8 protein-coding genes and 1 pseudogene are annotated in these 12,949 nt (G+C 52.7%); all 9 read left to right on the top strand.

The window, feature by feature from the left end; genetic code table 11:
• A pseudogene (locus tag HOLDEFILI_RS11530) lies at positions 1–1,228 on the top strand (ABC transporter permease); the annotation flags it as partial.
• A gap of 270 nt (positions 1,229–1,498) precedes the next feature.
• On the top strand, positions 1,499–2,920 hold the full coding sequence (locus HOLDEFILI_RS11525; RefSeq protein ID WP_167317148.1) for a D-alanyl-D-alanine carboxypeptidase family protein: 1,422 nt from the start codon (positions 1,499–1,501) through the stop codon (positions 2,918–2,920).
• 237 nt (positions 2,921–3,157) lie between these two features.
• Positions 3,158–4,708 carry a flotillin family protein gene (locus tag HOLDEFILI_RS11520; protein ID WP_006059885.1) on the top strand — a complete coding sequence of 517 codons (1,551 nt, stop codon included), beginning with the start codon at positions 3,158–3,160 and terminating at the stop codon, positions 4,706–4,708.
• Positions 4,709–4,943: 235 nt separating this feature from the next.
• Positions 4,944–6,785, top strand: a complete 1,842-nt coding sequence (typA, locus tag HOLDEFILI_RS11515) for a translational GTPase TypA (RefSeq protein WP_006059883.1) — start codon at positions 4,944–4,946, stop codon at positions 6,783–6,785.
• Positions 6,786–7,198: 413 nt separating this feature from the next.
• A complete protein-coding gene (locus tag HOLDEFILI_RS11510; RefSeq protein ID WP_006059880.1) occupies positions 7,199–7,762 on the top strand; it encodes a hypothetical protein in 564 nt (187 codons plus the stop codon).
• 240 nt (positions 7,763–8,002) lie between these two features.
• Complete coding sequence (locus HOLDEFILI_RS11505) at positions 8,003–9,940, top strand: putative bifunctional diguanylate cyclase/phosphodiesterase (protein WP_006059879.1); 1,938 nt, start codon at positions 8,003–8,005, stop codon at positions 9,938–9,940.
• Between the two features lie 39 nt (positions 9,941–9,979).
• Positions 9,980–10,501: a nitroreductase family protein gene (locus tag HOLDEFILI_RS11500; RefSeq protein ID WP_006059878.1), complete on the top strand. Its 522-nt coding sequence runs from the start codon at positions 9,980–9,982 to the stop codon at positions 10,499–10,501.
• Between the two features lie 149 nt (positions 10,502–10,650).
• Positions 10,651–11,211 (top strand): TetR/AcrR family transcriptional regulator, encoded by a 561-nt coding sequence (locus HOLDEFILI_RS11495; protein WP_050766971.1) that lies wholly within the window; start codon positions 10,651–10,653, stop codon positions 11,209–11,211.
• A 104-nt stretch (positions 11,212–11,315) separates the two neighbouring features.
• On the top strand, positions 11,316–12,851 hold the full coding sequence (locus HOLDEFILI_RS11490; protein ID WP_006059876.1) for an FAD-dependent oxidoreductase: 1,536 nt from the start codon (positions 11,316–11,318) through the stop codon (positions 12,849–12,851).
• Positions 12,852–12,949: the final 98 nt, after the last annotated feature.

The following is a 12,949-nucleotide window of genomic DNA, read 5'->3' as shown; positions in this document are numbered from 1 at the left end:
CCGCAAAAGCTTCTACTACCGCAACCTGAATATGTTCGTCATGCGTCAGCTGAACAGCCGGATCAATTCGGCGTTCGTGTCGATGACGATCATCTGCATCATGCTGCTGCTGACAATCGGCGCTTTGTGCACCGGTTTGTCCTTCGGCCAGGTGCTGGCGGGCGATGTCGAGAAAACCTCGCCGTACGACGCGACTGTGTACGTTTACGACACGCAGTCGCTGGGCTTCCATTTAACTGAAGATTTCCGCAGCCAAGGATTGGATCTGGATGGTCTGGCCCGTGAAGCGGCCGATCTGGATCTGTATGATCTGGCCGTAAAAATCAAGGATTTCAGCAGCCCGGACGTCATCGCGACAATGCAGGCCAGCACGTCCCACGATGTCGGGGAAATGGCGATCGATTTCCTGCCGCTGTCCCAGCTCAACGCCGCGCTGACAATGCAGTCGAAGCCGGAAGTTGCATTGGCAGAGAATGAATATTTGATCACCTATTCGATGAACGCTGCCGAGTCGGATATCTTCAAGGCAGTCAAGGAACACCGCGAGCTGATCATCGACGGCAAGACGCTGACGGTCAGCCAGCCGGCGCTGTTCTTACAGCTTCAGAATTTCAGTGCTTACGGCAACTTCTTAACGATCGTGCTGCCGGATTCATTTTTCACCAATAAGATTCCAGCCAGTCAGTCGTTCAATCTGAACTATAACGTACCTGCCGAGGAAGGCGACGCGCGTCTAAATGAAATGATCAAAGCCTATGGGCAGCAGACGGGTTTCGCTTACAACGGCGTCACCCGCGCGGAGATGTACGAGGCCTCCGGCGGGATGAAGCTGATCCTGTCGTATATCGCAGTCTATCTGGGCCTGGTCTTCTTGATCGCGTCGGCAGCGATCCTGGCTTTGCAGCAGCTGTCGGAATCCGCGGACAATGTGCATCGGTACGCTCTGCTGCGAAAGATCGGCGTTGAGGAAAAGATGATCCGCCGCTCGCTGTTCACCCAGATCGCAATTTATTTCCTATTCCCGTTGGCATTAGCCATCGTGCATTCCATCGTCGGCGTCAGCGCGGTGATTCAGTCGCTGGTGGCGCTGGTCAAAATTGATATTGGCAGCCAGGTATTGCTTGTCGGCGGGTTCCTGGCCCTGATCTACGGCGGTTATTTCCTGATCACCTACACAAGCAGTCTGAGCGTGATCCGTGACCGCGTACAAGCCCGCCGTTTGGAATAAGTTCGGCATGACCCCCTGATGAAGGCTGGCGGAGAATGGACTCTGCCAGCTTCTTTTTGGCGGTGAAGTCAAGTACTGATCAACCGGAGGAATACAAGACCAAAAGACGGACAACCCGCGTTTAAGCTTTCTTCCGCCTTGTTTGATCAGAAAATCGTAATCATTAAGGAATAAAAGTTAAGCAGATTGAGAAAAATGAAAGAAAATCGCAAGGAACATCGACAGGACTTTTGTTATAATAAGAAGGAATTCAGCGAGGAGTTTTGCAACGTGAAAAAAAGAATGATTCAATTAAGTTTACTGGCGCTGGGTCTGACACTGACGCCGGTTCATGCGGAAGTCTCTGGCCGCGCGCTGATCACGGCGGATTCCCAGATCGGGGAAATCGTGCGCCAGGATGCGCCGCGCTTTGAGGACGGGACTGCTTATTTGGAAGAGGATGCGGATTTTCCGCAGATCAAAAGCGATTTTGTCTATATGGTCGATATGGACACCGGCCAGGTGATGATTGACAAAGGCAGCGAGGATCAGATTTATCCTGCTTCCATGACCAAGATGATGACGCTGTTAGTGGCGATTGAAAACGCCCCGGCGCTGGACAGCACGATGACGCTGGGACCGGAGGTGTTCGCCGGACTGGCGGAGGCGCACGCTTCGGTCGCCGGGTTTAAGCAGGGCGAAACCGTATCGGTAAAAGATCTGCTTTACGGTCTGTTTCTGCCTTCGGGGGCGGATGCCGCGCAGGCGCTGGCACTGGAAGAAGCCGGCAGCGAAACGGCGTTTGTCGGACTGATGAATGAAAAAGCGGCCGAGTTAGGAATGACGGGAACGCATTTTGTCAATACATCCGGACTGCATGATCCCGATCACTATACGACGCTGCGTGATCTGGAAACGCTGATGCGCTACGCTTTGGAAAACCCGACGTTTAACGAGATTTTCCAGACCCGCCGCTACACCGCTACCCCGTCGCTGCACACTGGCGGGCTGGTGTGGGAAAGCACGCTGTTCGCGAAGATCTCGTCGACCGACCCCGCCAAGATCGACAACGATTCGATTCTCGGCGGCAAAACCGGGTATACCAATCCGGCCGGTCTGTGTCTGGCTTCGATCGCGGAGAAAAACGGCACGCGGTATATGTTGATCACCGCGCATGCCCCGGTATCCAATACCCCGTATCACATTCTCGACGCGGACCATATCTATGATTATTTCTACGATCATTACAGCAAGCAAACGGTTTTAACGGCGGATCAGACGCTCTTGGAAACCAAGGTTCCGTTTGTCCTGTTCAACGACAAGCTGACGCTGAAGGCCGGGACCGACATCGTGCTGAATCTGCCCAACGGCTATGATCTGTCTGCGCTGCAGATCGAAACTCAGCTGGACGGGGAGCTTCAAGCTCCGATTGAGGAAGGCCAGCGGTTAGGCATGGCGACGATCACCCGCACCGACACGGAAACCCCGCAGGAATTAGCTCGGATCGAGCTGACCAGTCCGCGCCGTTATCAGCGCAGCGCTCTGCTCTACGGCTTCCATCAATTTCAGCAGTGGGTAAAAGCCCATACCGTCTTCTTCGGGCTGGTTGTGCTGGGTTTGATTCTGTGTCTGATTCTGATCCGCGACTACCGGCGGGAACAGCGCCGCTATAAATCAGCCAGGAAGAAACGCAAGCGCCGTCCGCATCTGTGATTTGATTCATGAACTGACAGGAGATTCGATTCCTGTCTTTTTTTGGATTCATTCTGAAAGGGAACGCAGAATGAAAATCTTGTGAATATATTTACAAAATAAAGAATCTATGCTAAACTAAGATCAACAATTTGATAAGATAAATAAGAGAAATAAATTATCGAAGCGAATTGCCGGAAAGAGGTGAGGAATCGGTCAACAGAAAGCAAGCAAGGCGCCACCACAAGTGAAGGAGGGATGTTTGTGTTGGAAGCAGTAATGGCTTATCAGAGTTTGATCATCGTGCTCGTCATTGCTGTGCTCGTCATCGTGATTTTGACGACCGGCTACATCAAAGCGCCGCCCGATACGGCGTATATCATTTCCGGCCTGCGGAAGAAAATTATCATCGGCAAGGCCAGTATTAAAGTTCCTTTCTTTGAACGGATGGACCGGCTGAGTCTGAAGCTGATTCCGATCGACGTCAAGACGTCTACCGCCGTGCCGACTGCGGATTACATCAATATCCTGGTCGACGCCGCCGTCAACATCAAGATCAGCAGCGACAGCGAACGGTTGTCCGTCGCCGCGGAAAACTTCCTGAATCAGGATACGGACTATATCGCCCGCGTCGCGCGCGAAGTGCTGGAAGGCAACATGCGCGAGATTGTCGGCCGCATGAAATTAGAGGAAATGGTCAGCGACCGTCAGAAATTCGCGGAGCTGGTCAAGGAAAACGCGATGCCGGACCTGGCGGCGATGGGACTGGACATCATCAGCTTCAACGTTCAGAACTTTTCCGACTCCAACGGCGTGATCGACGATCTGGGCATCGACAATATCTCGCAGATCAAGAAGAAAGCCGCGATCGCCAAAGCCGAAGCGGATAAGGAAATCGCCGTGGCGAAAGCCGAGGCGGACCGGCAGGCCAGCGACGCGCGGATCAACGCGGAGCGCGAGATCGCGATCAAGAACAACGAGCTGGAAATCCAGAAGGCCGAGCTGAAAAAGGAAGCGGATCTCAAACAGGCCGAAGCTGACGCTGCATATCAGATCGAACAGGAAAACCAGCGCAAAACGATTGAAATCACATCGGCCAACGCTAATATCGCCAAACAGGAACGCGAGGTTCTGTTGAAGGAGAAGGAAGCGGAGGTCAAGGAAAAAGCGCTGGACGCGCAGATCCGCAAGCAGGCGGAAGCGGAGAAATACGCGCAGCAGCAGCGCTCCGACGCCCAGCTGTACGCCCGCCAGAAAGAAGCCGAAGCGCGCAAATTTGAAATCCAGCAGGAAGCGGAAGCCCAGAAAGCCAAGGCTGACGCGGAGCGGTATACGAAGGAACGTGAAGCACAGGGCATCCAGATGGTCGGCGAAGCGGAAGCCGAAGCTGCCCGGGCCAAAGGCATTGCCGAAGCGGAAGCGATGGAAAAGAAAGCGCTGGCCTATCAGAAATACAATGACGCCGCGATGGCGGAAATGTTGATCCAGATTCTGCCGGAGGTTGCCGGCAAGATTGCCGAACCGTTAAGCCAGATCGACAAGATCACGATTATCGGCGGCGAAGGCAGCGGCTTGGACGGAGTGTCCAGCAACGTGCCGGCCGTCATGGCGAAATTATTTGAGTCGATGAAAGAAACCACCGGCATCGACCTGAAGGAAATCGTCCGGGCCGGCTCCTACGATGCCAAGGTCAACCGCAATCTCAACGTCCGCGGTCTGACGCTGCCGTCTTCAACGGAAGCGGTTCAGGAAACGGAAACGGATTCTGATACAACGCCACAAGATAAAAACGAACCGGTCGCTGACTGACTGGTTTTCGTTTGCTTAAAATTCATGGGTTTTCACAAGGTGCCAGATGCCCGAAGTGGTCCGCAGAAGAAACAAACGGAGGAAAACCCGGGTCTCAACAAGGGGTGGAAAAGTCGCTCCGCCGCTTTTTTCAAAATTTGTCAATCTTCGATTTATCGCTTTGTTATGCGGTTTTTGTTGTAATTTAATGATAATGCGTCTATAATAAATCACTGTGTAAAGGAATGGTACTTTTATGGCATATCAGAAGATTATTAACATCGCGGTCATTGCCCACGTCGACGCCGGTAAGTCGACGCTGGTGGATGCGTTTTTAAATCAGAGTCACGTTTTCCGGGATAACGAGGAAACGGTTGACTGCGTTATGGACAGCAACGATCTGGAACGGGAACGGGGCATTACAATTTACTCCAAGAACTGTTCTGTGACGTACAAGGATTACAAAATCAATGTCGTCGATACTCCGGGCCACGCGGATTTTTCCTCCGAGGTTGAACGGATCATCAAGACGGTCGACACCGTCATCCTGCTGGTGGATTCCAGCGAAGGACCGATGCCGCAGACGCGCTTCGTGCTTCAGAAGAGCTTGGAATGCGGCCTGCGCCCGATTCTCTTGATCAACAAGATCGACAAGAAGGACGAACGGGCCGATCAGGTCATCGACGAGGTTTACGATCTGTTCCTCGATCTGAACGCGACCGACGAACAGCTGGACTTCCCGATCCTCTACGGCATCGCCCGTCAGGGAATCGTGCGTTATCAGCCAAATGATGAAAACGAGGACATCATCCCGTTGTTTGAAACGATCCTGAAGCATTGCGAAGCCTATCCGGATTTCACGGAAGAACCGGTGCAGATGCAGGTTTCCGCCTTGGCTTACGACGATTACATCGGCCGTTTGGGCATCGGCCGGGTTTATGAAGGCACGCTGAAAGAGGGCAGCACGGTCATCCTGTGCAACGAGGACGGCCGTCAGGAACGCCGTAAAATCAATCAGGTGTTCGTGTATAAGGGCTTAAGCCGGATCGCTGTGCCGGAAGCACAGTGCGGTGAAATCGTCATGATCTCCGGCGTAGCCGATATCTCGATCGGCGATACGCTGTGTGATCCGGAAAGCATCCGGCCGCTGCCGATGATCCGGATTGAAGAACCGACGCTGTCGATGAACTTTATGGTCAACACTTCACCGTTTGCCGGACAGTCTGGGAAATACGTCACTTCCCGCAACATCCGTGAACGGCTGGAAAAAGAACTGGAAGTCAACGTCGGCCTGAAGGTTGAAGAAACCGATACGACCGACTGCTTCAAGGTTTCCGGCCGCGGCGAGCTGCATCTGTCAGTCCTGCTGGAAAACATGCGCCGGGAAGGCTATGAAGTGGCGGTCTCCAAGCCGGAGGTCATCATGCACAAGGTTGACGGCGCGCTGTATGAGCCGGTCGAGGAAGTCGTGTGCAGCGTTCCTAACGAATACGCGGGCACGGTCATCTCCAAGCTGAACCTGCGCAAGGGCATCATGGTCGATATCCAGGATGAAGGCAGCTACACGCGGATTTTATACACGGTTCCGACGCGCGGCTTACTCGGCTACCGTTCGGAATTCATCAACGATACGCGCGGCGAAGGCACGATGGTCCGCCGTCTGGCCGGTTATGAAGCCTACAAGGGCGATATCCCGCAGCGGGCTAACGGCGCGCTGATTTCCACGGAAACCGGCAAGGCGATGACCTATGCGCTGTGGAATATTCAGGAACGCGGCCAGCTGTTCGTTTCTCCGCAGACGGAAGTCTACGAAGGGATGATCATCGGCATGTCGGCCCGGAACATGGACATGGACGTCAATCCGCTGAAAAACAAGAAGATGACGGCAGTCCGTTCGACTGGCAACGACGAAGCGATGAAGCTGGTTCCGCCGAAGATCATGTCGCTGGAAGAAGCGCTGGAATTCATCAACGACGATGAACTGGTTGAACTAACGCCGACGGATATCCGGATCCGCAAGAAATATTTGACGGCATTGGAACGCCGGCAGCACATGCGCGAGCTGAACAAGGCTGCGGCAGAGCTGGAAGAAGAATAAATCCTTGAAACATCCGTTTACTGCGGATGTTTTTTTCTGCCGCGGCGTAAGGATTTGATGAACGAATACACATTGTATTTCAGGGAACTATCGGTATAATGAAATTAAAGAAGCCTGGGCTGTGTCCGAAGAGGCATGCGGGGGGATAAGACAAGCCGGAGGAATTAATTATGGATCAGAATCAAGTTCAGACTCATGTCGGTTCCTACTCTCCCCGCGCTTTGATAAGTTATATTAAAATGGAAACATCGGTCATCTTCTGGGGTGAAACTCTTTTGTGGAGGGGACAGGGAATTTTATTTATCTTTTGAGGACATGGACCATATACCAAATAATAAAATCCAGGATTCAGCGAGCGATCAATGAAGGAATAGAAGAAATTTTAAATCTAAAATGCGGTAACGGAGGGAAAAATGAAAAACATTTTGCTGATGAGTTTATCCATGGTTTTCTTGTGTAGTTGTTCATTCAAAGAAAAGGAAGTTATCGCTGATCCAACAATTACAGTTGAGCCGGCTTCTACTCAAAATATCGGGGAGGATGCTTCAGAAAGAGATTATCGTGGTCTCATTCCAGAAACATCGAATATTAAAGATCAAATTAAAGAAAAGTTTCTATTTTACCCTACGGATATCATCATTAACTTGGATACAAAGAACATACGATGGGTTGCGGATTGTGGAGTGGGTCTCGATCTTGATCTATTTACTGAGCAAGATCAAGAAGCTTATGTTCGACTTCATCGATCAATTTATGAAGGGACATTGACTGAGATTGCTGAAAATAGTTACAGTGCTAAAGGAGAATTTATGCCGTCAATGTTATCTGAAAATTCGCCCATATCAGAAAGTGTAGACTTTTATTTGATTTTGAAGGATAGAAAAGCTTATATTGTTCTTGAAGAAATGAGCTTGGATGATCTTGAAGAATATAATTCTGATTCGTATTACTATTGGCACGAAAAAACAGAGAAATAACCTCTGCTTTTTACGCTGAGTTAACTGTATATGTTTGTACCAAGCTGTGAACAGTTATTTTAAAATTCCGCCGTTCAATTTTTAAATAGTCTCCTTCTAAAGCAATGGAGGATTTTCATCGACGTACTTGAAACCAGGCTTGTCATCGGCAGCGATCACTCTGGAATTGTAATTGCTTTCAGAAATGGTTATAATGAAAGTGATTGAATAACGAACTAATTTGGAGAAAAGAGGGAGCGTATGTCCTGGAATATCGCGGCGGAGTGCATCTCCATTGTTTTTTTATCGATCATTCTGGTGTACGCCCACAAAGGCACGCTGCTGCCGTCGTGGAAAAACCGGATGTTTCAGTGCTGCCTGGGAGCGACCTTTGCGGCGATGGTATCCAACGTTCTTTCGACGCTGCTGCTGGCCAGTCCGCACTGGGTTGATTCCTGGCTGTGCTGGGGCGTAACGGAAATCTATTTTTTAGCGACGCCGTTAATGGGACTGGCCTATTATTGCTACACGGCGGCGACGGTTTTTGAGGAACATACCGGCGGCCGGCGTGCGCTCTGGCTCGGCATTCTGCCGGGCGTTTTGTATGCCATTCTCGTTCTGCTCAATCCCTGGACCGGGATGCTGTTCACGATCCGGGCAGGGGTTTATCTGCAAGGATCCTGGATTATCACGACTTATTTGATCTTCTATTTTTATTGTTTGATCTCCGTCGTGCTGGTGCGGCGGTATCGCCGCTGGCTGGAATTGCAGATCTATAAAATTTTATTTGTTTTCCCGCTGATCGCCTGCAGCGTCATCGTCGTTCAGCAGCTGTTTCCCGACGTTATCTTAAGCGGATCGGCAGCGACGACGGCGATCCTGCTGATTTATCTCTATTTACAAAATAAGCAGATTTCTCTGGATCCGCTGACGGGGCTGGGCAACCGCGTCGAGTTCCAGAAAATGATCAGCCTGTCGATGCAGAACAACCGTTCGTTGTTTTTGGTGATGGTAATTTCGCTGCGCGACTTCAAGCAGATCAACGATCACTTCGGTCAGCGGACCGGCGATCATTTCCTCAAACAGATCGCTTCGACGTTAAAAACGATGGCCGCGCCCTATCCCCTGTATCGGTTTTCCGGCGATGAATTCGCGCTGCTGATCCGCAACCGCACGCCTAAAGAAATGGAAAAACTTGAACAGGACATCCTGGACCGCTTTAACAAACCGTTTGAGATCGACGGATACAGCTATCGGCTGCATGCGGTGATCGGGCTGGCTGCCTATCCCAACAGCGCGGAAAGTCTTGAAGGTTTGATCAACGGTCTGGAATACGCGGTTAATCAGGCGAAGCTGCATCATTGGAAGCTGTGTTATTGCGACCAGACGATGCTCGAAGGGATGCGGCGGCGCACGGAGATCATTGAAATCTTAAAACAAAAGCTGCAGGAACAGGCGTTTGTCATGGTGTATCAGCCGATTTTAGAAGTGAAGACCGGACGGATCAGCGCTGTGGAATCGCTGATGCGGATTCCTGAAAGCCCTATGGGGCCGCTGTCGCCGGGCGAGTTTATTCCGATCGCCGAGGAAACCGGACTGATCATTCCGATGACCTGGCAGATTCTGCGGCAGATCTGCACGATGATCGTCCGGCTGCAGGAACAGGGAGTGACGCTGCCGGCGGTGCATGTCAATTTTTCAGCCGTTCAGCTGGTTCAGCCGGAGCTGGCGGAAACTGTCTTGCAAACGCTGCGCGAGTGCCGGACCGATCCGGAACAGATCATCATTGAAATTACGGAAACGGCCCTCGCCGAGAATCCTGAGGAAACGATCCGCTTTGCCCGGACAATGATGGAACACGGTGTAAAGATCGAAATGGATGATTTCGGCACCGGCTATTCGAATATTGATTCCGTCATGCACATGCCTTTAAGCACAGTGAAGCTGGACCGCAGTCTTGTCGTATCGGCAGTGGAAAACCCGCGCAGCGCGACGATGACCGGATATTTGATCCGGGTCTTTCACGAGCTGGGCTATGAAGTGTTGGCGGAAGGCGTGGAAACCATCGAACAGGATCAATTTGTGCGCGCGGAAGGCGTCGATCTGATTCAGGGGTTCTATTATTCCCGGCCGCTGGCAGAAACGCAGCTGGTCGAGTTTCTGGCCCATTTCCCGGATCAACAGCCCTCCGGTGCTTGACGGACGCGGTATAATAAAAGAAAAAGGAGGATCATTGCCATGTCAGAAGCGACGATCAGAGATCTTCAAACACGCCGGGCAATCCGCCAGTTTCAATCCGCTGCCCCCTCTGCCGAACTGCTGGATCTTGTCTTAAAAACCGGAACTTACGCTCCCACGGGTCAGGGCAAACAAGCGCCGGTGATCATCGCCGTTCAGGATCCGCAGCTGCGCGCGCAGCTGACGCGGATGAACGCCGAATATGCCAAACCGGGAACCGATCCCTACTATGGCGCACCGGTGATCATTCTGGTCCTGGCCGACAGTACGGTCGGCACCTGGGTTGAAGACGGCAGCTGCGTGCTGTGCACGATGATGCAGGCGGCGCATGCGCTGGGGCTGGGCAGCGTCTGGATTCACCGCGAGCGTCAGATGTTCGACAGCGAGGAAGGCAAGGCGCTGTTAAAAGAATGGGGTCTGAGCGAGAACCTGCGCGGCGTCGGCGCGCTGGCGCTGGGTCACCCGGCCGGCGAAGCTCCGCAGCCGAAACCCCGCAAAGCCGATTATATTCTGAAGCTGTAAAAGCCGAAACGCCGGATCACCGGCGTTTTTTGCATTTTCGGGAGAAGGGTGTCGGAAAGTGCGGAAAAGCGATTGTCAAGCCGGACTCCTTTCGTTATCATAGAGAAGACAAAGCGAGGCGAAGCCGCGCTAAAAGGGGGAGAATCGGAATGTCGATCGGAATCAATCAAAATGAAGAAGAACTGGAACAATGCCTGTTCGACGCTTTGATCGAGCTGATGCGGCGGATGCCGTTAGACAAACTGACGGTCAACGATCTGTTGAAGCAAGCTCACGTCAGCCGGTCCAGCTTTTACCGGCGCTATCAGGATAAATATGATCTGGTCAACAAGAGTTATCAGAAAATTTTTGATAAGACGCTGAATACCTTTCTGGACGGCTGCGGCTGGCATGATTCAGTAAGTGCCGTCTATCAGGTGTTTCAGGAAAATCTGTTTTTCTTTCAGAATGCGCTGCGCTCGCATGATCCCAACTCGCTGCGCAACTACATTTTTCAGATCAGCCTGAACCTGTATGCGGAAACGTTGAAGCGCCATGGAGAAGACGTGCAGGACTGGCATACGATGGCGATGCTGCGGGTACATATTTACGGCAATCTCGAGCTTATGTGCGAATGGGTGGAGAACGGCATGGATAAGACGATCGATGAGATGATCCAGCTTTCCCACGATACGCTGCCGGAACGGTTTAAGCCGTATTTCAACGATTGATCGTGAATTTGCGGACAAAGAGGAACAAAACCGCCGACCTGTTTCTTGAATCTTCTTTCGTTGAAATGGATAATAAAATCACAAAATAACAGGAGGAAAGAAACATGGCAAAGAAATCAATCAGCCGCCGGGATTTCCTGAAAGGCGCCGCCGCTTCCACATTGGGACTGGCTGCCGTCGGGATGCTGGGCGGATGCAGCAGCGAGGATTCGCCGAAGGCTTCGGCCTCCACGATCAGCTGGACAAAGGAAACGGACGTCTTAATCGTCGGCGCCGGCGGCACGGGAGTTTGTGCGGCCGCAGCGGCCGCGGAGGCCGGAGCGAAGGTGCTGGTTTTGGAAAAAGCGGGCATTGCCGGAGGGACTACCAATCTGTCCGGCGGCGTTATGCAGGCAGCCGGCACAACCTATCAGAAACAATTCACCGCGTATCAGGACGATACGCCGGAAAAGCATTTTGAGTGCTGGATGACGGAAGGCGAAGGCCAGCTGGACGAAGCGCTGGTCAAGGATCTGGCGATGGGCGCGCCGGAAGACATCGAATGGCTGGCCAGCACGTGCGGCTTGAAATGGACGAGCGTTTACGGCCATTGCCACGTTCCTTATGTCAAGGATGAAGTGCTGGCGGACCGGATTCACGTCTATGAGGGCGGCGGCGCTTCCGGCAGCGGCGGTATCTATGTTCAGGCGGTCTTGAAGGTCGCCGAAGGCTTAGGTGCGGTTGTTGAATATGAAACGGAAGTTACCCGTCTGATTACGGAAAAGGGCAAGGTCATCGGCGCGGAAGCGACACAGAACGGCCAGACGATTACGATCAAGGCGAACAAGGGCGTCATTCTGGCGGCCGCCGGCGTCGATCAGAACGCGGAGATGGCAAAGGAATTAAATCCGCAGCAGTATTGGGACGATACGACGCAGATCTGTCTGTGCGTCGCTTCCGATACGGGCGACGGCATCCGCATGGGAATGGAGCTGGGCGCAGCGTATGTCAGCGGCGGTACGATCGATTTCTGCGGCAAGACGGGCGCGGCGACAGATAACCGCAACCCGGTATTCCCGTCGTTTATCGTCAATCAGGCCGGCCGGCGGTTTGTCTGCGAGGACGCGACGTACGCTTATCATTACCGCGCGATCTATCAGCAGGAAATGCAGCTGCAGGGCCCGACCTACATGATTTTCGGAGCGAGCAGTCTGGAAGCGCCGGGTGCGCCGTGGACGGCGGAAAGCGTAGCCAAGGATATCGCCGACGGAGTTGTGATCACAGCGGATACGCTGGAAGAGCTGGCGGGTAAGCTGGGGATCGACGCGGCGGGCTTGGCCCGGACGATGAAGGACTGGAACGAAGACGTGGCGGCCGGCACAGATCCATTTGGCCGCAAGGACGGCCTGGAACCAATCAGCGGCCCGTTCTATGCCTATAAGAACACGTCTTATAACTTAGGCGCGCTGGGCGGCTTGAAGATTACGACGGACTGCGAAGTCGTCGATGTCAACGGCAAGGTGATCGAAGGCCTGTATGCGGCCGGCTTAAATGCGGGCGGCTGGGTTGGTCCGTACTATCCAGGCTGCGGCACCGCGGTTATCGGCACCTGCCACTTCGGACGCAAGGCCGGGGCAGCGGCGGCGAAACGTTCAGCGTAACTGTAAAAATCATTTTATAGCTCAGCAAATTCAGGTTCAGTACAGCAGAGAGCCGGGCGGCAGCGTCAGGCGGACTCCGCTTTTTTCATGCCTTTTCC

Origin of the sequence: Holdemania filiformis DSM 12042 (genome assembly GCF_000157995.1) — a bacterium.
Taxonomy (GTDB): domain Bacteria; phylum Bacillota_I; class Bacilli_A; order Erysipelotrichales; family Erysipelotrichaceae; genus Holdemania; species Holdemania filiformis.
Note: the sequence above shows the minus strand (reverse complement) of the source record. Positions and strands in the feature narration are given on the sequence as shown.

Coding starts and splice junctions, on each gene's coding strand:
- typA (WP_006059883.1), top strand. CDS start 4,944: ATGGCATATCAGAAGATTATTAACATCGCGGTCATTGCCCACGTCGAC.
- HOLDEFILI_RS11520 (WP_006059885.1), top strand. CDS start 3,158: ATGTTTGTGTTGGAAGCAGTAATGGCTTATCAGAGTTTGATCATCGTG.
- HOLDEFILI_RS11505 (WP_006059879.1), top strand. CDS start 8,003: ATGTCCTGGAATATCGCGGCGGAGTGCATCTCCATTGTTTTTTTATCG.
- HOLDEFILI_RS11490 (WP_006059876.1), top strand. CDS start 11,316: ATGGCAAAGAAATCAATCAGCCGCCGGGATTTCCTGAAAGGCGCCGCC.
- HOLDEFILI_RS11500 (WP_006059878.1), top strand. CDS start 9,980: ATGTCAGAAGCGACGATCAGAGATCTTCAAACACGCCGGGCAATCCGC.
- HOLDEFILI_RS11495 (WP_050766971.1), top strand. CDS start 10,651: ATGTCGATCGGAATCAATCAAAATGAAGAAGAACTGGAACAATGCCTG.
- HOLDEFILI_RS11510 (WP_006059880.1), top strand. CDS start 7,199: ATGAAAAACATTTTGCTGATGAGTTTATCCATGGTTTTCTTGTGTAGT.